Below are 23,825 nucleotides of genomic sequence, written 5' to 3'. Positions count from 1 at the left end.
CTTTCTAAAAATGCCAAGGTCTGGTTGAACGCCCCTTGGGGCGCTGCCTGGTGGAGCGCCTGGTTGATCTACTGCTTGCGGTGCTGTGCCTGTGCAGCCAGACGGACCGCGGCGTTCCCAGCGCCGTAGCCGTCGTAGCCGCCGCGTCGTTCGACGATTTCGAGGAAGAAGCGTTGATCGAGTTGTGCGGTGTAGGCGTGGAAGAACTCGCCGCCGCGTTCGTCGCGGTCGTAGAGAATGTGGCGGGCGCGCAGGGCTTCGATCGTCTCGTCCGGCAGCGCGTAGCGAGCGGCGAGATCGTCGTAGTAGTTGCGCGGGATTCGCAGGATCGGCAGACCGGCTTCGACGAATCGAGGAATCGCCGAGAAGATGTCGCCTGTGCGGAACGCCACGTGATTCAGGCCGGAGCCGCGATAGGCGTGCAACGCCTCTGCCACCGCCGTGTGCCGATCCACTGAAGCGTTCAGCGCGATGCGCACCGAGCCGTCGCGGCTGCGTAACGCCCGGCTGCGCACGAGGCCGTACGGATCGGGCACCAGCCAGCTCGGCTCCGCCTCGAAGCCGAAGGCCGTGCGGAAGAACAGCACCCACGTATCGAGCGAGTCCGCGGGCAGCGACAGCACGACGTGGTCGATGTTTGTCAGAAGCGCAGGTTCGGCAATATTGCCGCTTTTGTTCAACAGGAAATCGGCTTCGAACAGGGTGGGTTCGTCGGGCGTTTCGTCGACGAAGTAGTTGAGGCTGCCATCCGGCGCGCGCACGGCGGGCAGCACGCGCTCGTTCGGTCCGACCTGGCCCGAGAACGGCGCATAACCAAACCCGGCCGCGCGCTCGAACGCGAGTCTCGCGTCATCGACGCGCAGCGCCGACGCGCACAACGACAGTCCGTGTTGCTGAAAGAACGCGCTGGCGAACGAATCGGCCTCGGCGTTCAGCACGATCGAAGCGGCGCCGTGCTGATACAACGTGACGTCCTTGGAGCGATGCCGTCCGGCATTGCGGAAACCGAGTTTGCCGAGCCAGTCGGCGAGATGCGTGCGTGCCGCGTCGTCCACTGCGAATTCGAGGAACTGAAAGCCGATGTGAGCAGGGGCAGGAGACGGTTGATAGAGCTGTTCGGTCCGCTGCTTGCTGTGGCCCTGCTGATCAAGCTTCGCACGCGTCTGCTCCTCGAGAAACAGCAACGAACGATGCCCGTCCGCTGCGGTCGCTGCCGTAGGTGCTGCGCGAAATCCATCGTTGAAAATCTCGAGCGAAAGCGGCCCCTGGTAGCCGGTTTCGACCACACGCGCAGTAAACCCCGCAACATCAAAATCGCCCTGGCCAGGAAAGCAGCGGTAGTGGCGGCTCCATTCGAGCACATCCATCGCCAGCCTGGGCGCATCGGCGATCTGCACGAAGGTGATGCGCTCGCCTGGAATGGCCGCAATCTCGTCCACCGGATCGTCGATCGACAGCGTATGGAAGCTGTCGAGCACGATGCCGAGATTCGGATGACCGACGGCATCCACGAGCCGCCACGCATGCCGGTACGAATTCACATGACGCCCCCAGGCGAGCGCCTCGTAACCGGCAATCACATCCGCCTGCTGCGCCGCCAGCGCGAGCGCGCCCAGCTGATCGACGATCAGCGCGTCGTCGCGCAGCGTATCCGCCTGCACATTGCTGCAGACCAGAATGCGGTCGGTGCCCAGTTCATGCATCAGATCGAACTTGCGCTTCACACGATCGAGATTGCGCGCGAGCCGCTCGGCGCTCACGCCCTCGAAATCGCGAAACGGCTGGAACAGCATGATTTTCAGACCGAGATCGGCGGCGATGCGGCGCACGTCGGCGGGTGAGCCGTCGAAATAGAGCAGGTCGTTCTCGAAGATCTCGACGCCGTCGAAGCCCGCCGCCTGAATCGCGGTCAGCTTCTCTACCAGTGTTCCACTAATCGAAACGGTGGCGATCGAAGTTTGCATCAACGGCTCCTGCAAGCGAGAAATGGACCAATCCGTTACCTATGAGTATCGACTCAAGGGGCGCTATCCGCCACATTAGCTGGATTTTTCGTGATTCTATACAAACTAACTAGATCGTACAAATTCGTATAAACCCCAGAAGACCAAACTGTCGATCGGGCGCACACTAGCGCCATGATGGGGAAAAGCGGCCGCGCGCCGGCCGCCTGACCTGTGCACTGATCTTATGGAGTGGCTGCAATGAGTTTCGCCTCGGTACTGGTCCTGAACGGACCGAATCTCAATCTGCTTGGCACGCGTGAACCGGCCATTTACGGCTCCGAAACGCTCGAAGACGTGGGGCGCATGTGCCGCGACGCAGCACAGCGGCTCGATCTGGCGCTCGACTTCTGCCAGTCGAACGCGGAGCATCAACTGATCGACTGGCTGCACGCGGCCCGTATCAAGGTGGACGGCGTGATCATCAATCCTGCGGCCTATACGCATACGTCCGTGGCACTAGCCGATGCACTGACCGCGATCGACAAGCCGGTGATCGAAGTGCACATTTCCAATGTGCATCGCCGCGAAGCGTTCCGGCATCACTCGTATGTGTCGCCGATTGCCGAGGCGGTGATCATCGGCTGCGGCACGCAGGGCTACGTGCTGGCACTGGAACGGATGGCGGTGATTCTGAAGGCGAGGACTGCAAAATGACGATGTCGGCTAGCAACAAATCGTATCTGGTCGGGCTGATCGGCTCCGGCATCGGCGGTTCGCTGACACCGGCGATGCATGAGGAAGAGGGTAGCCAGCTCGGTCTGCGTTACGTGTATCGCCGTATCGATCTGGAAGCGCTGAAGGTCGACGTCTCCGCGTTGCCCGACATTCTCGTCGCGGCCGAGCGGATGGGTTTCAACGGCCTGAACGTCACGTACCCATGCAAGCAGCAGATCATTCCTCTGCTGGACGAACTATCTCCTGACGCTCATGCGTTAGGCGCCGTCAACACAGTACTGCTGAAGGACGGCAAGCGTATCGGCCACAACACCGACTGGTCCGGTTTTGCCCGCGCCTTCGAGCGAGGTTTGCCGGACGTATCGCTCGAACGCGTCGTGCAACTGGGCGCAGGCGGCGCGGGTGCGGCTGTCGCCCATGCGGCATTGCAGATGGGGGCGCAGGCGCTGACGCTGTTCGATGTGGACGCGTCCCGCGCGCACATCCTCGCCGATGAATTGCAGGCGCGCTTCCCCGCTTCGATGGTGCGTGCAGGCGACTCGCTTGCCGATGCGCTCGCCCACGCCAACGGCCTGATTCACGCGACGCCGACCGGCATGGCCAAGTTGCCCGGCATGCCGCTGCCGGCTGAGTTGCTGCACAGCGGCTTGTGGGTGGCCGATATCGTCTATTTCCCGATTCGTACAGCACTGTTGCGGGCGGCCGAAGCAGCGGGTTGCCGCACGCTGTCCGGTGGCGGAATGGCGGTCTATCAGGCGGTCGACGCCTTCCGCATTTTTACCGGACTGGAGCCGGATGCCGAGCGGATGTTCGCTCACTTCCAGACGCTGTTGCCGCGCGAGTAGACAGCGGCCGGCCGTGCCACAAATCTAACGAGACACGAAGGAGACAAAAGATGCCGCATCCGCTTCATTCCGCCCATTCCGATCTTCCGAAGCCGGGCCCGCAGACCGCTAACGCCGCCGTGGCCGGCGCGCGCCGTACAAAGGTGCGCTACCGTATCCTCGCGCTGCTCGCGATCGGTACGATGATCAACTATCTCGACCGTACCGTGCTCGGCATTGCGGCGCCGCAGCTGACGAAGGAACTGGGCATCAATGCGGCGCTGATGGGCCTGATGTTTTCGGTTTTCTCGTGGAGCTACGTGGCGTCGCAGATTCCGGGTGGACTGTTTCTCGACCGCTTCGGCAGCAAGGTCACGTACTTTCTGTCGATGACGTTCTGGTCCCTGTGCACGCTCGCCCAGGGACTGGTGCACGGCATTGCGCCGCTGTTTGCATTCCGGCTTGGGTTGGGGGTCGCAGAGTCGCCGTGCTTTCCGACCAACAGCCGCGTCGTGGCGACGTGGTTTCCGCAAAGCGAGCGGGCGATGGCGACGGGCACCTACACCGTCGGCGAATATATCGGCCTCGCGTTCTTCAGCCCATTCCTGTTCGCGCTGATGGGTGCGTTCGGCTGGCGCTCGCTGTTCTACGTGGTGGGCGCCGTAGGCCTGGTGTTTGGCCTCGTCTGGTGGTTCTGCTACCGCGAACCGCGCGATCATCCGGCGGCCAACGCGGCGGAACTCGATTACATCGAAGCAGGCGGCGGCCTTACCCATCGCAAGAACAACACGGGCGAAGCGAAGCCGAAGTCGGGCGGCTTCGAGTGGCGCACCATTGGACAACTGCTCAAGCATCGCCAGCTCACCGGCATCTGTCTCGGCCAGTTCGCCGGCAATTCGACGCTGGTGTTCTTCCTCACGTGGTTCCCGACCTATCTGGCCACCGAGCGTCATATGGCCTGGCTCAAGATCGGCTTCTTCGCGATCATGCCGTTCATTGCGGCGTCGATCGGCGTGATGTTCGGCGGCACGTTTTCGGACTGGCTGCTGCGGCGCGGCATCTCGCCGAACGTGGCGCGCAAGCTGCCGATCATCGCCGGGCTGCTGCTTGCCTCGACGATCGTGCTGGCCAACTACGTCGAAAGCAACGTGACGGTGATCGTGATTCTGTCTGTAGCGTTCTTTGCGCAGGGGATGGCGGCGCTCGGCTGGACGCTCGTCTCGGACATCGCACCGGACGGCCTGCTCGGCGTGACGGGCGGCATCTTCAACTTTGCGGCGAATCTGGCTGGGATCATTACGCCGCTGGCGGTGGGGCTGATCGTGGCGTGGACCGGCTCGTTCGTCGGCGCGCTGGTGTTCATCGGCGCGATCGCGCTGATCGGCGCACTGTCGTACATCTTTATCGTCGGCGATATCAAGCGGATCGTGCTGACCGATTGAGCCGGCCAGCGCGCGTCAGTGTTGCGCTTCGTTGCGCACGAAGCGCAGCACGGCGTCGACCACCATGGCCCGGTGCCGCGTGCGCAGGCGCGGGTGCGACGGATCGCGGCCGAAGGCGGTGCCGAACGTGTGGCGATTGCCGATCCGGTGAAAGCACAACGAGCTGATCAGCAGGTGCAGATCGATCGCATCCACGTCGCTGCGAAACTGCCCGCTTGCGACGCCGCGCGCTAGCAGATCTTCGATGGTTTCGATCGCGCTCGCGTTGCGGTTTTTGAACGTCTTCAACTGCTCGACGTACTTGGCGCCGTGAATGTTCTCGATGGTAATGAGGCGCACGAAGTCGCGATGACGGTCGTGATAATCGAAGGTAAATTCGACCAGCTTGCGCATCCCTTCCACGGGATCGAGTTCGCTGACGTGCAGATCCTGTTCGAGCGCACGAATGTCGCCGTACACCTTCTCGAGCACGGCCTGGTATAAGCCTTCCTTGCTCTCGAAGTAGTAGTACAGCATCCGCTTGGTGGTATTGGTGCGCTCGGCGATGGCGTCCACGCGCGCACCGGTCAGCCCCATGGCGGAAAACTCCTGGGTGGCGACTTCGAGGATGTTGCGTTTCGTCTCTTCGGGATCGTACTTGCGGCGGGCGTCGCTGCCCCGAGGTTCGGACGGGATGCCGCTCTGATCCGGCGCGGCGGCCTTGCTTCCCTTTTTCATTGTGTGCTTAAGCGGCGATGACGGCGCATTCTAGCATGGCGAAAATCGCCGCTTGTTGCTGCGTTTTACCGCCTGCGGCGGGTTTGCAGTGCGATGTCGGGCGCGCGGCGGAGGGTATCAGGAACGCGTCCGGCGGCGTGCCGCGAGAGCGTCGCGGGCTTGCATGGCGGTGTAGGTCAACTGCGCGGCGGCCAGCCCGAGCGTGCCGAACGTGGGCGTCAGTCCGAACGTGGCGAACGCTTCCGGGACCGCCCGCTCGCCGGCAATCGCCGCCGCCAGCAGTTCGCCTGAAACGGTAGTGGGAGCCATTCCGTGTCCGCCGAAGCCGACCGCGTACCAGACACCGTCGGCGCTCTGGCCAATCTGCGGCATCTTGTGCCGCGCGTAGCTCATCAGGCCGCCCCATGCATACTCGACTCGCACGTCGTGCAGTTGCGGATAGACCTTCAGCAGATCGGCCCGCAGCAGCCTGGCGATGGCCTCCGGCTCGCGGTTGCGCACGGAGATCCGGCCGCCCCAGAGGATGCGCGTGTCGGGCAGCGGGCGGTAGTAGTCGAAGGCGAAGCGCGTGTCGTAAATTGCCGCGGCGGTATTGATCGCCTCTTTCAGACGCTCGCCCAGCGGCTCTGTCGCCATGACGTAGGTGGCGATCGGCAGCACCGCGCGTTCGACCTGGCGGTAGACGTTGCGCGCGTAGCCGCCGCCCGCCATCACGACTTGCCGTGCCTCGACGGCGCCGCTGGCGGTCTCGACCAGATAGCCGCTGCCCCGCCGCTGCAGCCTTACGACTGGCGAGTGCTCGTAGATTTGCGCACCCGCCGCGGCGACGGCAGCCGCGACGCCGAGGACATACTTCAGCGGATGGAAGTGAAACGCGTTGCGCTCCAGCAGGCCGCCGTGATAGCGCCGCGTTTTCAGTTGCGTGGCGAGCGTGGCGGCGTCGACTGGTTCCCACTCGACAGCGAACGAGTCTTTCATCAGGCGCCGCTGCGTCTCGAGGCGTGCCGGTTCGTTGAACCAGTTCGCGAGAATCACACCAGCGTGGGTGTCGTCGCATTCGATCCCGTAGCGCCTGATACGCTGCCGCATCAGATCGACCGCGTCGGTGGTGAGCGCGTAGAGCTCGCGAGCCCGTGCAGGTCCGAGGACGTTGAGCAGATCGGCGCAGTCGAGGCTGTAGCCGCCGAACACGAAACCGCCGTTGCGCCCGGACGCGCCGAACCCCACTTGCTGCGCTTCGAGCACGACCACGTCGTGCACGCCGCGCTCGACAAGTCCAAGCGCTGTCGACAAACCGGCGAGGCCGCCGCCGATAATGCATACGTCGGCGGCGCGCTTGCCGGACAGAGACGCCCGCTCGGGGCGAACCACGGTGGCTTCGTAAAAGCTTTGCATGAGAGGGAGAGAGCCGGCGCCTGCTTTTGTCAGGCAGGCGCCGGCATAAGACGTTGAGATCAGGACACCGGCAACAGCTTGCCGCTGAATACAACCGGACCGCTCGGGCCGTCCGGATTCGGCGAGCCGCCGGGCGGCTCGATCGAGATGGCGAGGGCAGCGTAGTTTTCAGGCCGTTGCTGCCCCGCCGTGACCTTGCCGTTGCCACTGTTGGGCATGATCCCAAGCGAGACCGGATGGCCGCTTGCCGGGATACCCCACAACTGCATTGCCCGGTCAGGTGGCAACTGGACATCGCCGAGGCGGTGCAGCGTCATGGACGAATGAGCTTCGTCCCATGCCACCAGCAGGACCGGTTGCGCGTCCTTGTTGTTGAGCACCGCCACGTGCGACACCACGGCTTCGCCTTGCTCCGCGACCGTCTGCGAAGATCCGGACGGGCCGGCGCCGAACGGCAGCAGCGAACGGACGGCGACCACCACGGCAATCGCCGCGAGCGCGGTAACGCCGATCGCCCAGCCGCGCCAGAAGGCGAGGTTGTCGAACCAGTTGCGCGCCGGGCGGGCGGCTGCTTCCGAAGGCACTGGCGGCACTGGCTGCAGGCCAGCCGCCGCGTTACGCGCGGAGACGAAACCGAGCCGCTGCTCGATGGCCTCCCAGACCGCCGCCGACGGCATGCGCGCCGGGACGAGTTCAGCCATCGGCTCGAGCCGTTGCTGCCATTCTTCCAGCAAGCGGCGAATCACGACGTCATGTTCTGCGTAGAACTGCAGCCGTCGCCGCGCGCCACCGCGCAGTGTGCCGACGGCATATTCGGCGGCCAGCATATCGACCAGTTGGGGATAGCGGTGCAGATTCATTGCACACCCCCCAGACAGCTTTTCAGTTTGGCGAGGCCGCGCCGTATCCACGACTTGACCGTGCCGAGCGGAACGGTCAGCGTCTCCGCAATCTCGCTATGGCTCTGGTCGCGCAGATACGCCAGCGCGACTGCCTGCCGCTGCGCCGGTTCGAGCTGCTGCATGCAGCCGTCCAGAAGCCGTGCCTGCAGGCTTACTGCCGACAGCGCTTCCGGATCAGGATCCCCCGTGGCCACAAGATCGTCCAACGCATCACTCCATTCTGTTTCCTGCGTATTCACCCGCCGCAGGTGATCGAGCGCACGGTTGCGGACGATCGCCGACATCCAGGTCATGGGAGCCGACAAACCGCGCCGGTAGTCTCCCGCAAACCGCCAGATGTTGACGAAGCTATCCTGCAGGACCTCTTCGGCCCACTCATGCTTGCTCAATATACGGAGCGCAAGGCCAAACAGTTTCGGTGCCGCGGCGTCATATAGCTCCCGCAGTGCCGCAGAATCCTCCCTGGCAATGCGTTCGAGCAACTCGGTGAGCGTCTCCGGCGTTAGTTCGTGAGTGTTTGCGGTCATGGGGAAATGAGTGATGGCATGCGGAGGTATGTTACTCAATTTCCGTCGAGGGTTATATCCGCATTTCTAACGCCTTATCTGCATCCGTTGCGCCTGTGGCTACGTATAGGGGTCGTAGGCAGTCCTGCGCCAAGAGCCATAACCGCCGCTTGCCAATGGCCGCGCAGGGAAGGGAGGACGGGGTAGGGGTGGTGACCAGTGCTGTATTCCGACGGGGGCAGGTGCCGGGAACAGCGTCACGCCGGGCGGGACAGCAAGCGTCTGGCGGGCAGGCAGTAAAGATGGAGTAGAGCAGGCTCATTCGGCGGGATGGTCAGGCTGGTTGGCGAAAAACGCCACCGGCCTGACCGGAATGAGCCGGATTACTTGCTCCAGCGCAGCACCAGCGGGTCGAGACGACGTGCGATGGTCAAGAGGCCGGCGCGGGTAGCGGGGTGCATCGGCAGCAGCGGATGACGTACCGCCTCAGAGCGGATCACGCCGCCTTCCTTCATGAGCGCCTTGCAGGCCGCGAGCCCACCTTGGCGATTCTCGAAGTTGATGAGCGGCAGCCAGCGCTGATATTGAGCCGCGGCCTCTTCGGTGTCGCCGGCCGCATAGGCATCGACGATCAGCCGGATGCCGTCGGGATAGCCGCCGGCCGTCATCGCACCGGTTGCGCCCGCATCCAGATCGGCCATCAGCGTGATGGCTTCTTCGCCATCCCACGGGCCGACGATCGAGTCCCCACCGAGTTCGATCAGTTCGCGCAGCTTCGAGGCCGCCTGCGGGACTTCAATCTTGAAGTACGAGACGTTGCGCAACTCGCGCGCCATCTTCGCCAGAAAAGGTGCCGAGAGGGCCGTGCCGGCAACCGGGGCGTCCTGGATCATGATTGGAATATCGATCGCGTCCGAGACCTTCTTATAGAACTCATAGATGCCGCGCTCACCCACCCGGATCGTCGCGCCGTGATACGGCGGCATGACCATGACCATCGCGGCGCCCGCATCCTGCGCGGCGCGGCTACGCTGTGCACACTGGTAGGAGCTGAAATGCGTGGTCGTGACGATCACCGGCACGCGTCCGGCGACATGCTCCAGCGCTACGTTGATCAGCGTGCTGCGTTCGTCGTCGGAGAGCGTGAACTGCTCGGAGAAATTCGCGAGGATGCACAGGCCGTTGGAGCCCGCGTCGATCATGAAGTCGAGGCAGCGCTTTTGACCTTCGAGGTCGAGTTGGCCGTTGTCGTCGAAGATGGTCGGCGCGACGGGAAAGACGCCGCGATAAGGTGTCGGGTGGGTTGCTTGGTTCATGGCTGGGTGTGCTTGACGATGAGCTTTCGTGTTGACCTGATGGATGGGCTAAAACGTGTTGCCAGAGGGTAGAGATAAAGGTCGGTGTCGCCCGGCGCAAGCGTAGGCAGCCGCGCGGCTCGGTCGCCCGTGGGGGCATCTGATTGTCTCCAGGACCGACTATACGGCGGTCCGTTCCGGCCTGTATAGTGAAATGTTTCCATCCTGTGATCGCTTTTACGACTCACCCGGATTCGTCCCGCGCTTATACGAAACCCACATTTCACATCTCACATGAAAGATACGTTGAACGTGCTGCTGTCGCGCTTGCGCATGAAGCAGTTGCAACTGCTGATCGCGCTCGACGACCATAAGTCGCTGCACAAGGCGGCCGGCGCCATGGCGATGACGCAGTCCGCAGCGAGCAAGGCGCTGCAGGAACTGGAGTCGATGCTGGAAGCGCCGCTTTTCGAGCGTTCGAAAAACGGCATGATCGCGAACCAGTTCGGCCACTGCGTGATCCGCTACGCGCGGCTACTGGCAACGGATCTCACTTCGTTGTGCCAGGACATTGCGGAACTCCGCTCGGGGCGCGGCGGACGTCTGGCGATCGGCGCCATCATGGGAGCGATTCCGGAGCAGGTCGTGCCGGTGCTCAACGAGTTGCACGCGAGCCAGCCGAATCTGTCGATCGAGATTGTCGAAGACACGAGCGCGCGCATGTTGCTGCAGCTCGACGAGGGCCGGCTCGATCTGGTAATCGGGCGCGCGGCAGTCAGCGCCGATCCGTCGAGATATCAGTATCAGTCGTTGGGTGACGAACCGCTTTCGCTGGTGGTGGGATACGCGCATCCGCCCATCTGGCGCAAGAAACTGACGCTGCGCGATCTGGCCGGACACCGCTGGGTGACCTACCCGAGCCATATGCCACTGCATGCGCTGCTCGAGCGCGAAATGGATCTGGCCGGCATGAGCATGCCGGTAAGTCCGATCTCGACCGCGTCGACGTTCGTCACGGTCGCGCTGCTTCAGGAAGCGGCGGATCTGGTGTCGGTTCTGCCGACCGGAATTGCCGAACTGTTCGCGAAGCACAAGATGCTGCGCATCCTGCCAGTCAAGCTCAAGTCGCAGTCGCAAACTTTCGGGATTGTGTCGCGCAAGGGAGGGGTGCTGTCGCCGCCGGCGGAGCAATTTGTCCAGCTATTGCGTGCGCGGAAACCATGAATATCGCACTTCGCAAGCCGCTGCGCTACGTCTCGCTAAAATGGTGTTGTTGGCGCGAGACTGTGGGGTAATTTCGGACCGTTTGTGCGCTCTCAATCCGCGCTACACTGAGTCGGATGCAGGCACGTTTCACAGATAAATGCCTGCTAGGGGGATGCCGCCATGAATCGGCCGCTTGTTCGGTTACCGCTTCGCACAACCGCCGCTCCGTCGGTGTGGAAGTGGATCAAATGGTCGCTGGTCGCTGCCGTTCTGGTGGCGCTAGCAATTCTGGCGAAGCTTTGCCAGATCGAAATAGAAACCTCCCGCCTGCAGGCGCGCTACCTGTCCGAGCTGACGCGCGACGTGGACTTCACGCTCGCGGACGGAGCGAGCCCCAATATCCGTTTCCCCGCTAACGGTCCGTACGACGAACGGCTCGGCTACGCATTGCTGCCTTCGTTTCAGCAACGTTTGACCGCGCACGGTTTCGTCGTGGCTTCCCAGGCGCGCGACTCCGAGCGCATGCTTTCGCTCGCGGATAACGGCCTGTTCCTGCCGTATCAGGAGAAAGATCAGGCGGGCCTGCAACTGTTCGACGGCACCGGCGCGCCGCTTTTCGACGCCAACTATCCGCGCCGGATCTATAGCAGTTTCGACGCCGTGCCGCCACTCGTCGTCAAGTCGCTGCTATTTATCGAGGACCGCGAACTGTTGGACCCCAACCAGCCGAACCGTAATCCGGCGATCGATTGGGGTCGGTTCGGCCACGCGCTGCTCGACCAGGGCGCGCGCTTTTTCAATCGCCATCAGGCGCAGCCGGGTGGCAGCACGCTCGCCACGCAGATCGAAAAATTCCGCCACTCGCCGGATGGACGCACCGCGACGCCGCCTGAGAAATTGCGCCAGATCGCTTCCGCTTCAGTGCGCGCGTATCTTGACGGACCGCAGACCATGCCGGCGCGGCGCGAAATCGTCGTGCAGTACCTTAATACGGTGCCGCTGTCGGCGCAGGCGGGGGCCGGCGAGATCAACGGTATCGGCGATGGTCTGGCTGCGTGGTACGGACGCGATTTCGCCGAAGTGAATGCGCTTCTGAACGCGCCGACGTCGGCCGACAATCTCACCGAGCAGGCGCTGGCGTTCCGCCAGGTGCTCTCGCTGATGATTGCGCAGCGCGCGCCGTCGTTCTTTCTTCACCACGGTTACGCTGAACTCGGGCGCATGACGGACAGCTATTTGCGGCTGCTGGCGGCGGGCGGCGTCATCTCCACGTCATTGCGCGATGCGGCACTGAACGCGCAGCTTGCGCTCAGCCCGACGCAAATTCCGGAAGCGGACGCGTCGTTTATCAGCCGCAAAGCGGTCACGTCGATGCGTGCGCATTTGCTGGCGGCGCTTGGCGTGCGCAGCTTTTATGAACTCGACCGGCTCGACCTGCAGGCGACCGGCACGCTCAACAATGCGGTTCAGCAGGCGGTGAGCGACCGGCTCGCGAGTGCGGCGACCAAGGACGGCGCGCAGGCCGCGGGGCTGTATGGTTTCGAAATGCTGCGTCCCGGCGACGACCCGTCGAAAATCACCTACAGCCTGACGCTCTATGAACGCCACAACGGTTCGAACCTCGTGCGGGTGCAAACGGACAGCGTCAACGAACCGTTCGATATCAACTCGGGCGCGCGTCTGAATCTGGGTTCGACCGCGAAGTTGCGCACGGTCATTACCTATCTGCAGATCGTGTCCGATCTGCACGCGCGTTACTCGTCGATGAGCGCGGCCGACCTCAAGAAGGTTCAGCCCGATCCACAAGATGCACTGACGAAGTGGTCTTTGGACTATCTGGCGCAGACTCAGGACCGCTCGCTGCAGGCGATGCTCGACGCCGCTGTACAGCGCAAATACTCCGCCAACGCAGGCGAAACGTTCTACACCGGCGGCGGTGCGCAAACTTTCACCAACTTCGAATCGAGCGACAACGGCCAGATTCTGACCATCCAGCGGGCGTTCCAGCACTCGGTGAACCTGGTGTTCGTGCGGCTGATGCGCGACATCGTGCGCTACGAAATGATCCAGACTTCGGGGCCGTCGACGGCATGGCTCGACGATCCAGCCGCGCGCCAGCTTTACCTGAAGAGCTTCGCCGATCAGGAAAGCCGCGTCTATATGAAGCGCTTTTACGCGAAGTACCACGGCAAGACGCCCGACGACGCGCTCGGTGTGATGCTGCACAGCGTACACAAATCGCCGCCGCGGATTGCGACCGTGCTGCGCAGTGTGGCGCCCAACGGATCGCAGAGCTGGTTCGATGCGCAAATGCGTGCCCAGCTAAAAGGCACCCCGGCGCAATGGCTTGGCGACGACGATCTGGCGAAGCTCTATACGAAGTACAGCATGGACAGCTTCAATCTGAACGACCGGGGCTATATTTCGCGCGTGCATCCGCTGGAACTGTGGCTGGTGAACTATCTGCGCGAACATCCGGACGCTACGCTCGATCAGGTTCAGCAGGCGAGCGCCGACGTGCGGACCTCGACGTATTCCTGGCTCTTCAAGACGCGTTATCACGCGACTCAGGACCGCCGCATCAAGCGCATGATCGAGTTGCGCGCTTACGATGCGATCGGCAAGTCGTGGCAGGCGCTCGGCTATCCGTTCTCCAACCTGACGCCTTCGTATGCGGCGGCGATCGGCGCATCGGGTGACCGGCCGGCGGCGCTGGCGGAACTGATTGGCGTGATCGCCAACGGCGGCAACAAGGTGCCGACCGAGAACATCACGCAACTCGATTTCGCAAAAGGCACGCCGTACGAAACGCATTTCGTGCGCGCAAGCGTGGCGCCGCAGACGCAGTTGTCGCCGCAGATCGTCAATGTCGTGCATGGGATGTTGAGCGATGTGGTGCAGGGCGGCACGGCCAAGCGTCTCGCGGACGGCATGACGTTCCCCGATGGCAAGACCTTGCCGGTATTCGGCAAGACCGGTACGGGCGATCAGCGGTTCGAGGTGTGGGCGAAGGGCGGCAGGCTGATCGAGTCACGCAAGGTGAACCGGAGTGCGACGTTCGTGTTCATCATGGGCGACCGGTTCTATGGCACGCTGACTGCGTACGTTCACGAGCCGTATGCGGCGCGGTATGACTTTACGAGTGCGATGTCGGTGCAACTGCTGAAGTCGCTTGCGCCCGCGTTGCAGCCGTTGATGGATGAACCGAAGGCGCCGGCTGCGCCGACGGCGGGTGCGGATGCGGTGAAGCGGAGCTGAGTGGGGGAGAAGGGCGAGGGCGGCTTCTGCGAGGCTGCTCGCCGCTGCAGTCGGCTTTGGTCTCGAAGTTCCATCTAACGTGTTGGCCGCATCCCCGGCGCTTAGTACCCGGCTCTTAGCGCTTTCACATGCCTAACGCTTCGCGCCTCGCGCTTAACGGCCGCATGTCGGCTCATGGTGCCGGGCTCTTAATATCCCGCTTCCGTCGCCGGCTTAAGAAACAGCTCATGCACTGGGGCAAAGTGCGCGTAGAGCGGCAGGATCGCGCCGCCCATCGCACGCGCGTCCGCGCCAATGGTGCCCTCCAGCAATTGCGGCCGCACCATGCCCTCCCAGACGAAACCATCCAGAACGCGCTCGGTACGGCGGATGATTTCTCGCACCAGTTGACGGTCCAATTCGCCGTCGATCACCACCGCTTCGAGGTCGAGCAGCGCAGTCGCATTGATCAGCGCGCCGGCAATCGCCGGACAAGCCGTATCGAGCCATTGTTCGGTCACACGCCACCATTCCGGCGACAGGGCCCGATGATCGTGTGCGGCAGCGGCTGGCGCTCCGGCATCACTCAATAGTTGTTCGAGCACAAAGCCGGATGCGGCGTGCAGCAATTGACGCGTCGGTTGCTTCGCCCCGACTTCGCCGGTACCGCCGCCACCGCCCGCGACGGGAATCGAACCAACGGCCCCTGCGTTATCGTGCGGACCGCTGTGGAGCCGTCCGTCGATCACCATCCCGCCGCCAATGAACGTGCCGACAAACAAATAGAGAAAGTTATGGATGCCGCGTCCCTGACCCATCACCAGTTCGGCGGCGCAAGCGGCAGTGGTGTCCTTGGCGAATTCGACCGGCAAGCCGGTCATCGCCGCGATACGCGCGCGGATATCGATGTCGTGCCACGCATCGAGCGCATCCGGCGGCGCGCCCAGAAAATCGCGCCAGCCGCCGAGCCACAAAGGCGCAGCCACGCCTACCCCAACCACTTGCCGCGTCCGTTCGCCGAGCGTTTCGTTCAGCCGCGCGAGCTTGGTTTCGAGCGCCGGAAACAGCACCCGCGGATCGGGATACGCGTACTCGAGCACGTCGCGGCTGCACACGTGTCCGACGAAGTCCATCGCCAGCACATCCAGACTGCGGCGCCCGACCTTGATGCCGATCGTGTAGGCGCCTTCGGGACGCAACGCGATCGGCACCGACGGCTGTCCGATGCGCCCGCGCACGCGCGGCTGCCGCGCGAGCAGGCCGTCGTCGATCAGACGGTCGACGATCATCGAAACCGTCTGCATCGAAAGACGCGTCAGACGGCCCACGTCGGCTTTCGCGAGCGGGCCATGCAGGCGGATCGCCTGCAGCACGATCCGCTCGTTGAATTGCCGCATGCCGACCTGATTCGAGCCGACCGTGCGCTTGAGCGGCGAGCGGGTGCCGGTGGTATCCATCGTGGGCGGCCCGTCAGCAGGGTGCGTGCGTCATGCGATTGCCTTGACGTCCGCTTCCTTCGCGCCGGTCATGATGGCGACCGCGTCGGACATATGAATGTCCTTCTTGTTGACGAGCGCCGCGCGCCGGCCTAGCCGCTGGATATGGATACGATCGGCAATCTCGAACACGTGTGGCATGTTGTGGCTGATCAGGATCACCGGCAACCCGCGGTCGCGCACGCGCCGGATCAGTTCGAGCACCATGTTGCCTTCCTTGACGCCGAGTGCTGCGGTCGGCTCGTCGAGAATCACCACGTGCCGGGCAAACGCTGCGCTACGCGCTACCGCGACGCCCTGGCGCTGGCCGCCCGAGAGCGTCTCTACTGCCTGACGCATCGAACGGATGCCGATCTGCAAGCCCTTCATGTGTGCGGTGGCCTCTTCGAGCATGCGGCGCTTGTCGATCATCTTGAAGATCGATCCGCGCCAGCCTGGCTTGACGAGTTCGCGCGCGAGGAACAGGTTTTCGGCGATGCTCATGGCCGGAGCCACCGCGAGATCCTGATACACGGTTTCGATGCCCTGGGCACGTGCATCGAGCGGACTGCGAAATTTAACCGGCTTGCCGTCGAGCAGAATCTCGCCTTCATCCGGCACGGTCGCGCCCGAGAGCGCCTTGATCAGCGACGACTTGCCCGCGCCGTTATCGCCGATCACGGCCATGATTTCGCCGGGCATCACTTCAAAGTCGCAGCCGTCGAGGGCCGTGACCTGGCCATAGCGCTTGACGATTCCACGCGCCTGCAGAACCGGCGTTTGAGAAGCAGTTTGGGGTGTAGACATGACAGGCTCCTGGTGGATCATCGAGCGCCGCGATGGGACAGCTTGTCGGCGGCGACGGCGAGAATCACCAGCATGCCGGTGATCAACACCTGATAGACCGACGACACGCCGATCAAGGTCAGGCCATTGCGAAACACGCCGACAATCAGCGCGCCGAGCAGGGTGCCGACAATCGAGCCGCGTCCGCCGAACAGACTCGTACCGCCGAGCACGACCGCAGTGATGCTGTCGAGGTTTTCGGTTTGACCCGCTTGCGGATCGCCCACACCGGTCCGCGAAACCGACAACAGCGCGGCAACGCCGTAGATCGCGCCGGCGAGTGTGTAAACAGTGAGCAGGATGCGTTGCGACGAGAGGCCCATCAGGCGCGCGGCTTCGGCGTTGTTGCCGAGTGCGTACAGGTGCCGGCCGGGCACGGTGTCGCGCAACACGAACCAGGTGACGAGATACATCAGCAGCGTCAGCACGGTGCCGTAGGTCACCTGGGCCGGACCGACGCTGAACGTGTTGCCGAGGAACATGATCGCATCAGGCAGGTTCGAGACGCTTTCTGCATTCGAATAGATCTGCGTGAGCGCAAAGGCGATGTTCAGCGTGCCGAGCGTGACGATGAACGCGGGCAGTTTGATGCGCGTAATCAGGACCCCGTTGAGCGCGCCGAACAATGCGCTGGCGCCGATGCCGCAGAGGATCGCGAGGATCGGCGGCACGCCGAGGTTGACGGCGAACTTGGTCATGACGATGGAGCCGAACGCCATCACCATGCCGCAGGAAAGATCGATGCCGGCGGTCAGCACGATCAGCGTCTGGCCGATCGCGATGACGGCGACTACCATGGTCTGCTGAAGAATCAGCGAGAGGTTCTGGAACGACAGAAAGCGGTTGCTCTGCGAGATAAAGAAAATGCAGGCGAGCACAAGCGCGACAAGCGGACCGATTTCGGCGAGTGAAGGCAGCCGCTCGGAGAGAGGGCGGTGGCCGCCAGCCGGGGCAGAAGGGGTCGACATGATGTGTTTCCTCGATGCTAGAGCCGTGGCACGGCGGCCACGCGGCAAATCTGTGGGAGACCCGTGCGCGGGTCTCCCGGTTGCTTAGGAAGGCTGATTGCCTGCCTTATTGACCCCAGCAGTTGGCCAGACCAAACTTGGTGTCCTTGCTGTCGACGCCGCTCATTGCCTTGTCGGTGATCAGCGTGACACCGGTATCGTGATAGCCCGAAACCTTCTTGCCGGTCTTGGCATATTCGGCACCTGCGTCCACGCCGAGCGAAGCCATCTTCAACGGATACTGCTGCGACGTTGCCGCGATGGCGCCAGCCTTGACGTTACGCACGCCTTCACAGCCGCCGTCGATCGAGACGATCATCACGTCCTTATCCTTGCCTGCCGCCTTGAGCGCGCGATACGCGCCGGCTGCGGCCGGTTCGTTGATCGTGTAGACCACATTGATGTCCGGCGACTTCTGCAGGCAGTTTTCCATCGCCGTTTGTCCCTTGGACTGATCGCCGCGCGTGTCCTGGCTGCAGACGATGGACGGATCGCCTTCCTTGACGCCGAAGCCCTGCAGGAAGCCGTTATGACGCAGCACGCCCACCGACACGCCCGGCGCCAGATCGAGCGTGGCGATCTTGGCCGGCTTGCCGCCCATCGCCGACTTCGCGTATTGGCCAATCAGGACGCCGGCCTTGAAGTTGTCCGTGGCGAAGAGGGCGTCGGTTGCGTCTTGCGGTTCGGTCGGCGTATCGAGCGCAATCACCATCAAGCCGGCGTCGCGCGCCTTCTTGATGCTCGGCACGATGGCCTTGGTATCGCTCGGCGTGATCAGAATCGCCTTGGCGCCCGCGGTGATCATGTTTTCGATCGCGGTGACCTGACTGGCGTTATCGCCGTCGAACTTGCCCGCCGCGGTCAGCAGCTTGGCGCCATCCTTCTGCGCAGCGGCCTCTGCACCCTGACGCATCTTCACGAAGAACGGGTTGGTGTCGGTTTTGGTGATCAGGCCGACGATGGGCTGGTCAGCGACCGCCAGCGTGGCGCTTGCGCACCATACGGCAGATGCGGCGACGCACAGGGTGGCGAGACGCCGGGCGACGGGTTGCCTGCAGGTTTTCTGATTCATGGGGACGCTCCTCCGGATAATTGACAACGACGTTTTTGGACTGCGGTCGATTCAATAGCTGATGGGCGCTGCTGCGCCTCTTGTGGCCGCGCTGGCTGCGACGAATGACGCAGTTCGGTTGGCCGTTTTCGATTAAATCACTTTGGTTTATTTAGTACAGCAGGACGACGGAGCAGAGTCAAGGAGGGGAATTGGTGCGGCGCGGTCGAACGAAGCGGTCTGAATCACCCGCTGTGGCTTGACTGGCATAGGTCTGGCCAGATTGATGCGATGCGGAAACGGCGGCGCCGGATTGGGGTAAGTCTGGAGGCCAAATGACGCCGCGCGGTGAATTTGATTGTTATTTGGATGTAAGAAAACTCAGGCGGAAGGGGAGGTCTGGCGGAATTGTTTTCTCTTGTTGCGCTGCGGCATGATCGGTCTATAATAGGGTTATTACCTAGGTAGTTAACCTAGATCTCTTAAGCGTAGCCTGAACTGGAGCTTGCCATGAGCCACATCACCACGACTTCTACCCCCGTCGCCAGCAGCTGGTTTGCCCGCGTCGCCGCCGTCGCGCGCCATGCCCTGCAACTGCATCTGCAAACGTGCGCCATCATTGCCGAAGCGCATCGCCGCCCGAATTAAGCATCGCCGGGTTGGGCATTACAGGTCCAGCACCACGGTGGACTCTTCTCCGGTTCCCGTTCTCGCGGGAATCGCCGAGCAGATCAGCGCATGCCCCGGCGCAACGTCCCCTTCTATCGGGGAGGGGTAACTGACCTCGCCGGACAGCACGCGTGTCGAGCATGTCCCGCATACGCCGGATCTGCAGTTGGATTGCGCCGGCACGTCATTCGCTTCGGCGAAGTCGAGTAGCGTTCCCGCTTCCTTCGACCACATCGCATCGCGCCCCGTCCGCATGAATACGACTTTCGACACCTTCGTGGGGTCCGGAGCCGACGCGCGCTGCCCTGCGGCCAGAGCAGTCGTAGCAGCCTCTGCAACCGGAACAACCGCAGCGCTTTGAGTCCGCTTGACGCTCGCGGGCCCGAAAGCCTCGAAACGAATCCTGTCGTCCGCGATATTCAGGGCACGCAGACCGCTATACAGGTCTTGCATAAACGCGCCAGGGCCGCACAGGTAAAAATCGTAATCGCCGAACGGCAGCACGCGTTTGAGAAACTCGATATCCACGCGTCCCACGGAGCGCACTCCATCTTCCCGGGTAACCTCGTTGGGCCGGCTGTCGCGCAGATGCACCGAAACGTGTGGATGCGCCGCGGCCACGGCCATCAACTGTTCGGAGAACGGATGGTCGTTGGCGTCGCGCGCGCCGTGAACGAAGTAGATGTGTTCGGGCCGCGCGTCCCCAGGTTGGCTGGCGAGCAGGCTGTTAAGCATCGCGATCATCGGGGTAATGCCAATACCTGCCGAGAGCAGCACAACCGGACGCGTGTTGGCCCGCACCAGCGTAAACGCGCCTGACGGGGCCTTGGCCTCGATGATTGCGCCTTCGGTGATGTGCTCATGCAGCCACGTCGATACGACACCTTCGCGCTTCACTGTGATCCGATAGTAGCGGCCGTCGGCGGCGTCGGAGAGCGTGTATGTCCGGATCAGCGGTGAAGCATGTCCCGCCGCGTTCAAACGAATGGGCAGGAACTGACCGGGCTCGAAGCGCGGCAATGGAGCGCCGTCCACCGGTTGCAGATAGAACGAACGCGCGGTCGGCGTCTCTTCGCGAACCTCGACCACCTTCATCTGACGCCACGCACCTGCAGCCGGAGCAACCGCTTCGGGCTGCGTTTTCCAGCTACCCGTCTTCGCAAGCTGAGGCGCGTATTGCACCGCAGACCAGCGAAACGGCAACACGCGCGGCGTGCGCCGCACCTCGCGGATATGAAGGCGCATGAGGCGCTCGGCCGCCTCGTACGACGCCACTTCCGCGCCTTCCCAGATGATCTCGGCATCCACAGCGAGGTACAGCAGATCGCCGCTTTCGAAGTCGATCGCGAGCAAACCCGCGCGCGGATCCTCAAGCAGGTTGCCAATCGTATTGAAGAACAGGTTGCCGCTGAAATCCGGCACGGTCAGCGTGTGCGCGTCGTCGACGCGGATAAAACCGGGCTTGCCGCCGCGATGCGAGACATCGGCGCCACGGGCCAGACCGGCCTCGCTGGAAGCGTTGGCGGTGGCGATAAAAAACGTATCCGCACGAGACAGCAGCGCGCGGTCCGCGTCACTGAGTTCGGCAGACACCTCCAGCGTGACAGGTTCGTCCTGCGTAGACGTGATAAAACTCGGCGCGCGGCTCTGAATATATTTGGCGCAATTGCCGAAGCTCTGGCTCACACTGAAAGTCAGCGTGTCGTGATCGAGCGCGCTGATCACGCCGTTGACGCGGTTGCGCCGACGCGCAGCCGGCTGAATGCCAAGGCCGCCGATCAGCGAACCGACCTGCCACGATGTTGCCAACGGATCGCCCGGCAGGGCACGTGCGGCGATACGCACGGTCCGTTCATCAGGAGTCGAAACAAAACCCGCTTCGCCCACGCGGAGCGTGGCCCACGGCTGGCCGCTCGCATCGAGTCCACTCAACACCATGAACGGCTGTTCCGCAAAGAACATGCGGTGCTGCTCGGGCATGTAGTCACGGATGCCGCGGCGTGCGTCGACGTTCATGCGTTCCCGCACGCCGACCCGCTCTTGCGCTGCGAGTTCGCCTACATGAAACGGCGATTCCGCGGCGCGCCAGCCGGGCGCGGGAACACGAACTGGGGCAGAGGCAGGGGCGGGAGCAGGGGTAGACATGATGACCTCGATCGACGGTCAGCGTTGGCAGGCGTAGCACGCCCGCATGAGCTATGAGGCTTCGGCGAGCAAACCGGCTTTGCTCGCAGGCATTGGCAAAAAGCGCGGCAACGCTTCGACTCGTTTGAGCCACGCACGGATATGCGGGTACGGCTCGAGCGACACGCCGCCTTCAGGCGCGTGCGCGATGTACGAATGCGCCGCGATATCGGCAATCGTCGGCGTTTCGCCGGCTGCGAACCGTTTGTCGCTTAACTCGGCGTCGAGCACCCTGAACAGACCGGCGGCGATCTTCTGCGCCGTCTCCAGATGATGCGGTGCGCCGAACAACGTCACCAGGCGTGCGGCACACGGGCCGTAGGCAATCTTGCCCGCAGCCAGCGAAAGCCAGCGCTGCACAGCAGCGGCACCAAGCGGATCCTGGGGCAGCCAGGACGGATCGCCGTATTTGCGCGCGAGGTAAACCAGGATCGCATTCGAGTCGCTCAGAACCACGTCGCCGTCTTCGATCACCGGCACCTCGCCGAACGGATTGAGCGCGAGATGAGCGGGCGTGCGGTTGTCGCCGGCTGCCATATTGAGTTCGACCACCGTGAACGGCAGATCGAGCATCGTCAGGAACAGTTTGACGCGATGGCCATGGCCGGACAGCAGCGTCGTATGCAGCCTGATGGGTTGAGCGGGCTTGGTAGAGGACATCGGGTGCTCCGTGAAGCAAAGTTAAATTCGGGGTGTTGATGAAGCTTATGCTTCGCGGACTGGCCTGAGAAGATGGATAATCGTGGTTACTCTATCCTCTCAAAGTGGACAATCGAATGGCTAGCGCAAGCGATGTGAATCTCAACCGGCTGGCGGTGCTGGTCGCGGTGATCGAAGCAGGCTCGTTGACGTCTGCCGCCGAGCGGCTGGGCATCGCCAAGACCATGGTCAGCACCCATATGCAGCGGCTCGAAGCGGAAGTGGGGGCGAGCCTGCTGGTGCGCACCACGCGGCGGATCAGCGTCACCGAGGCCGGCAGGGCGTTCTACGAAGCGAGCCGGCAAATCCTCAGCATTGCCGACGAGGCGCTGCAGGCGGCGGGGGATGACGGCGGCGCGCTGCGCGGCACATTGCGGGTGGCCACGCCGGTCGACTACGGTGCGATCGTGGTGGCACCCGTGCTCGTCGCGCTGCGGCAGCAGCATCCCGAGTTGCACATTGAAATGGTATCCAACGACCGGCTGGTGAATCTGCTGGCGGAAGGTATCGACGTGGCGATCCGCGTGGGAAAGCTGGCTGATTCGAGCCACCGCGCAGTGAAGGTCGACAGCTTCGAGCGCTGGCTGGTGGCGAGCCCCGCGTTTGTCGAGGCGTGGGGCACACCGGCCACAGCCGCGGCGCTGGCCCGGTTGCCGTTCGTAGGGAACGCAGTGTTGCCGAAGCCGTTGACGGTCTCGCTCGAGAATTCACGTGGCAAGAAGCAGACGGTCCGATTCACCGCGGGCTTTCTTGCGGACACCGCGCCGGCGTGCCTGGCAGCGACGCTAGCGGGTGGTGGCGTCGGAGCACTGACGAATTTCTCGGTGGGCGAGGATGTCGCGGCAGGACGCCTCGTTCGTCTGCTGCCGGACTGGTCGACGCCCCCCGCCGGCATCCACGCGCTGTTTCCGCCGGCGCGCTATACGCCGCCCAAGGTGCGCGCCTTTGTCGATGCACTTCGCGCCCATATTGGATCAGAAGCGGCGTGAACTAAAACGCAGCCTTCGTATGCCGCTCACCGCCAGTCCGTTGAAACATCGTCCGGGTCGATCAGCGTCAGTCCCGACGACGGCAACGGCAGGGCCGTCTTATACCGCACCTGCTTGAGTGCAAAGCTGGAACGGATGTTCGAGACGCCCGGTATTTTTGTCAGATGTTCGAGGATGAAGCGCTCGAGCGTCTGCATGTCCGGCATCACGACGCGCAGCAGGTAGTCCGCGTCGCCCGTCATCAGATAGCACTCCATCACTTCCGGGCGCTCGGCGATGGCCTGTTCGAAGCGCTGCAGCGCTTCTTCCACCTGTTTCTCCAGACTCACCTGAATGAACACGTTGATGCGCAGCCCGAGCGGCTCCGGATTCAGCAACGTGACCTGTTGCTTGAACAACCCCAGTTTCTCGAGCGCGCGCACCCGGTTAAAGCACGGCGTGGGCGAGAGGTTGACCGCGCGCGCCAGCTCGGAATTGGTGATGCGCGCATTCTGCTGCAACTGGCTGAGGATGCCGATATCGATGCGGTCCAGCCGTTTCGGCGTGGTTGTCATAGATGACATATTCCGTAAATTGGCGTATACGAAGAATAAATACACTATCCAGACCCGGAATGACAAGCAAATCAGAGGCCTATTTTGCGGATTGATGGTTACCATGGTGCCAACCCTGTTTAACCGGATACCTCCTCCTGGAGTGG

The 23,825-nt window shown here is 63.0% G+C and carries 20 protein-coding genes; 7 read left to right on the top strand and 13 right to left on the bottom strand.

The window, feature by feature from the left end:
• Positions 1–68 precede the first annotated feature (68 nt).
• Positions 69–1,964, bottom strand: a complete 1,896-nt coding sequence (locus tag P3T17_RS16835) for a bifunctional sugar phosphate isomerase/epimerase/4-hydroxyphenylpyruvate dioxygenase family protein (RefSeq protein WP_429408020.1) — start codon at positions 1,962–1,964, stop codon at positions 69–71.
• Positions 1,965–2,204: 240 nt separating this feature from the next.
• On the opposite strand from P3T17_RS16835, the gene aroQ reads away from it, so the two are divergent.
• Genes aroQ through P3T17_RS16820 form a run of 3 tightly spaced genes read left to right on the top strand, consistent with a single transcriptional unit; the run spans position 2,205 to position 4,947 of the window.
• Positions 2,205–2,660 (top strand): type II 3-dehydroquinate dehydratase, encoded by a 456-nt coding sequence (gene aroQ / locus P3T17_RS16830; RefSeq protein WP_429285881.1) that lies wholly within the window; start codon positions 2,205–2,207, stop codon positions 2,658–2,660.
• Complete coding sequence (locus tag P3T17_RS16825; RefSeq protein WP_429408018.1) at positions 2,657–3,526, top strand: shikimate dehydrogenase; 870 nt, start codon at positions 2,657–2,659, stop codon at positions 3,524–3,526. Before aroQ ends, P3T17_RS16825 begins: the two co-directional genes overlap by 4 nt.
• A 50-nt stretch (positions 3,527–3,576) precedes the next feature.
• The gene (locus P3T17_RS16820) at positions 3,577–4,947 is read left to right on the top strand and encodes an MFS transporter (RefSeq protein WP_429408016.1); all 1,371 of its coding nucleotides are present in this window, start codon (positions 3,577–3,579) and stop codon (positions 4,945–4,947) included.
• 15 nt (positions 4,948–4,962) lie between these two features.
• Here P3T17_RS16820 and P3T17_RS16815 read toward each other — a convergent pair whose 3' ends face one another.
• From P3T17_RS16815 to P3T17_RS16795, 5 genes are all read right to left on the bottom strand, one after another.
• Complete coding sequence (locus P3T17_RS16815; RefSeq protein ID WP_074268956.1) at positions 4,963–5,664, bottom strand: TetR/AcrR family transcriptional regulator; 702 nt, start codon at positions 5,662–5,664, stop codon at positions 4,963–4,965.
• A 117-nt stretch (positions 5,665–5,781) separates the two neighbouring features.
• The gene (locus tag P3T17_RS16810; RefSeq protein ID WP_429408014.1) at positions 5,782–7,059 is read right to left on the bottom strand and encodes an NAD(P)/FAD-dependent oxidoreductase; all 1,278 of its coding nucleotides are present in this window, start codon (positions 7,057–7,059) and stop codon (positions 5,782–5,784) included.
• Positions 7,060–7,118: 59 nt separating this feature from the next.
• Positions 7,119–7,919: an anti-sigma factor gene (locus tag P3T17_RS16805; RefSeq protein ID WP_429408012.1), complete on the bottom strand. Its 801-nt coding sequence runs from the start codon at positions 7,917–7,919 to the stop codon at positions 7,119–7,121.
• On the bottom strand, positions 7,916–8,488 hold the full coding sequence (locus P3T17_RS16800) for an RNA polymerase sigma factor (protein ID WP_074268953.1): 573 nt from the start codon (positions 8,486–8,488) through the stop codon (positions 7,916–7,918). The genes P3T17_RS16805 and P3T17_RS16800 overlap by 4 nt, the downstream gene beginning before the upstream one ends.
• A 362-nt stretch (positions 8,489–8,850) precedes the next feature.
• On the bottom strand, positions 8,851–9,783 hold the full coding sequence (locus tag P3T17_RS16795; RefSeq protein WP_429408010.1) for a dihydrodipicolinate synthase family protein: 933 nt from the start codon (positions 9,781–9,783) through the stop codon (positions 8,851–8,853).
• A gap of 273 nt (positions 9,784–10,056) precedes the next feature.
• On the opposite strand from P3T17_RS16795, the gene P3T17_RS16790 reads away from it, so the two are divergent.
• Together P3T17_RS16790 and P3T17_RS16785 are read left to right on the top strand one after the other, a co-directional pair.
• A complete protein-coding gene (locus tag P3T17_RS16790; protein WP_429285877.1) occupies positions 10,057–10,986 on the top strand; it encodes a LysR family transcriptional regulator in 930 nt (309 codons plus the stop codon).
• Positions 10,987–11,148: 162 nt separating this feature from the next.
• The gene (locus tag P3T17_RS16785) at positions 11,149–14,226 is read left to right on the top strand and encodes a transglycosylase domain-containing protein (protein WP_429408008.1); all 3,078 of its coding nucleotides are present in this window, start codon (positions 11,149–11,151) and stop codon (positions 14,224–14,226) included.
• Positions 14,227–14,414: 188 nt separating this feature from the next.
• Here P3T17_RS16785 and P3T17_RS16780 read toward each other — a convergent pair whose 3' ends face one another.
• The 4 genes from P3T17_RS16780 to P3T17_RS16765 all read right to left on the bottom strand — a co-directional run bounded on the left by P3T17_RS16780 (position 14,415) and on the right by P3T17_RS16765 (position 18,605).
• Positions 14,415–15,662, bottom strand: coding sequence for an ROK family transcriptional regulator (locus P3T17_RS16780; protein WP_429285875.1), 1,248 nt, complete (start codon positions 15,660–15,662; stop codon positions 14,415–14,417).
• 30 nt (positions 15,663–15,692) lie between these two features.
• Positions 15,693–16,487 (bottom strand): ATP-binding cassette domain-containing protein, encoded by a 795-nt coding sequence (locus tag P3T17_RS16775; protein WP_074268948.1) that lies wholly within the window; start codon positions 16,485–16,487, stop codon positions 15,693–15,695.
• Between the two features lie 17 nt (positions 16,488–16,504).
• Positions 16,505–17,494 carry an ABC transporter permease gene (locus P3T17_RS16770; protein WP_074268947.1) on the bottom strand — a complete coding sequence of 330 codons (990 nt, stop codon included), beginning with the start codon at positions 17,492–17,494 and terminating at the stop codon, positions 16,505–16,507.
• A 106-nt stretch (positions 17,495–17,600) separates the two neighbouring features.
• Positions 17,601–18,605 carry a sugar ABC transporter substrate-binding protein gene (locus P3T17_RS16765; RefSeq protein WP_429408006.1) on the bottom strand — a complete coding sequence of 335 codons (1,005 nt, stop codon included), beginning with the start codon at positions 18,603–18,605 and terminating at the stop codon, positions 17,601–17,603.
• Positions 18,606–19,094: 489 nt separating this feature from the next.
• On the opposite strand from P3T17_RS16765, the gene P3T17_RS16760 reads away from it, so the two are divergent.
• Positions 19,095–19,232, top strand: coding sequence for a hypothetical protein (locus tag P3T17_RS16760; protein WP_167379459.1), 138 nt, complete (start codon positions 19,095–19,097; stop codon positions 19,230–19,232).
• Positions 19,233–19,250: 18 nt separating this feature from the next.
• Here P3T17_RS16760 and P3T17_RS16755 read toward each other — a convergent pair whose 3' ends face one another.
• Both P3T17_RS16755 and P3T17_RS16750 read right to left on the bottom strand, forming a co-directional pair.
• On the bottom strand, positions 19,251–21,398 hold the full coding sequence (locus P3T17_RS16755; RefSeq protein ID WP_429408004.1) for a pyridoxamine 5'-phosphate oxidase family protein: 2,148 nt from the start codon (positions 21,396–21,398) through the stop codon (positions 19,251–19,253).
• Between the two features lie 51 nt (positions 21,399–21,449).
• The gene (locus P3T17_RS16750; RefSeq protein WP_074268944.1) at positions 21,450–22,097 is read right to left on the bottom strand and encodes a glutathione S-transferase family protein; all 648 of its coding nucleotides are present in this window, start codon (positions 22,095–22,097) and stop codon (positions 21,450–21,452) included.
• Positions 22,098–22,213: 116 nt separating this feature from the next.
• Between P3T17_RS16750 and P3T17_RS16745 the strand changes: the two genes are divergently transcribed.
• Positions 22,214–23,125 carry a LysR family transcriptional regulator gene (locus P3T17_RS16745; RefSeq protein WP_429408002.1) on the top strand — a complete coding sequence of 304 codons (912 nt, stop codon included), beginning with the start codon at positions 22,214–22,216 and terminating at the stop codon, positions 23,123–23,125.
• A gap of 26 nt (positions 23,126–23,151) precedes the next feature.
• On the opposite strand, the gene P3T17_RS16740 is transcribed toward P3T17_RS16745, so the two are convergent.
• Positions 23,152–23,679 carry an Lrp/AsnC family transcriptional regulator gene (locus tag P3T17_RS16740; RefSeq protein WP_074268942.1) on the bottom strand — a complete coding sequence of 176 codons (528 nt, stop codon included), beginning with the start codon at positions 23,677–23,679 and terminating at the stop codon, positions 23,152–23,154.
• Between the last annotated feature and the right edge of the window lie 146 nt (positions 23,680–23,825).

This window comes from Paraburkholderia sp. GAS82 (assembly GCF_050436285.1).
GTDB lineage: Bacteria > Pseudomonadota > Gammaproteobacteria > Burkholderiales > Burkholderiaceae > Paraburkholderia > Paraburkholderia phenazinium_B.
This window is presented reverse-complemented; position numbering and strand designations above follow the sequence as displayed.

Bases quoted from the DNA above. Each gene is read 5' to 3' on its own strand.
- P3T17_RS16835 (WP_429408020.1), bottom strand. From the start codon at position 1,964: ATGCAAACTTCGATCGCCACCGTTTCGATTAGTGGAACACTGGTAGAG.
- aroQ (WP_429285881.1), top strand. From the start codon at position 2,205: ATGAGTTTCGCCTCGGTACTGGTCCTGAACGGACCGAATCTCAATCTG.
- P3T17_RS16825 (WP_429408018.1), top strand. From the start codon at position 2,657: ATGACGATGTCGGCTAGCAACAAATCGTATCTGGTCGGGCTGATCGGC.
- P3T17_RS16820 (WP_429408016.1), top strand. From the start codon at position 3,577: ATGCCGCATCCGCTTCATTCCGCCCATTCCGATCTTCCGAAGCCGGGC.
- P3T17_RS16815 (WP_074268956.1), bottom strand. From the start codon at position 5,664: ATGAAAAAGGGAAGCAAGGCCGCCGCGCCGGATCAGAGCGGCATCCCG.
- P3T17_RS16810 (WP_429408014.1), bottom strand. From the start codon at position 7,059: ATGCAAAGCTTTTACGAAGCCACCGTGGTTCGCCCCGAGCGGGCGTCT.
- P3T17_RS16805 (WP_429408012.1), bottom strand. From the start codon at position 7,919: ATGAATCTGCACCGCTATCCCCAACTGGTCGATATGCTGGCCGCCGAA.
- P3T17_RS16800 (WP_074268953.1), bottom strand. From the start codon at position 8,488: ATGACCGCAAACACTCACGAACTAACGCCGGAGACGCTCACCGAGTTG.
- P3T17_RS16795 (WP_429408010.1), bottom strand. From the start codon at position 9,783: ATGAACCAAGCAACCCACCCGACACCTTATCGCGGCGTCTTTCCCGTC.
- P3T17_RS16790 (WP_429285877.1), top strand. From the start codon at position 10,057: ATGAAAGATACGTTGAACGTGCTGCTGTCGCGCTTGCGCATGAAGCAG.
- P3T17_RS16785 (WP_429408008.1), top strand. From the start codon at position 11,149: ATGAATCGGCCGCTTGTTCGGTTACCGCTTCGCACAACCGCCGCTCCG.
- P3T17_RS16780 (WP_429285875.1), bottom strand. From the start codon at position 15,662: ATGGATACCACCGGCACCCGCTCGCCGCTCAAGCGCACGGTCGGCTCG.
- P3T17_RS16775 (WP_074268948.1), bottom strand. From the start codon at position 16,487: ATGTCTACACCCCAAACTGCTTCTCAAACGCCGGTTCTGCAGGCGCGT.
- P3T17_RS16770 (WP_074268947.1), bottom strand. From the start codon at position 17,494: ATGTCGACCCCTTCTGCCCCGGCTGGCGGCCACCGCCCTCTCTCCGAG.
- P3T17_RS16765 (WP_429408006.1), bottom strand. From the start codon at position 18,605: ATGAATCAGAAAACCTGCAGGCAACCCGTCGCCCGGCGTCTCGCCACC.
- P3T17_RS16760 (WP_167379459.1), top strand. From the start codon at position 19,095: ATGAGCCACATCACCACGACTTCTACCCCCGTCGCCAGCAGCTGGTTT.
- P3T17_RS16755 (WP_429408004.1), bottom strand. From the start codon at position 21,398: ATGTCTACCCCTGCTCCCGCCCCTGCCTCTGCCCCAGTTCGTGTTCCC.
- P3T17_RS16750 (WP_074268944.1), bottom strand. From the start codon at position 22,097: ATGTCCTCTACCAAGCCCGCTCAACCCATCAGGCTGCATACGACGCTG.
- P3T17_RS16745 (WP_429408002.1), top strand. From the start codon at position 22,214: ATGGCTAGCGCAAGCGATGTGAATCTCAACCGGCTGGCGGTGCTGGTC.
- P3T17_RS16740 (WP_074268942.1), bottom strand. From the start codon at position 23,679: ATGACAACCACGCCGAAACGGCTGGACCGCATCGATATCGGCATCCTC.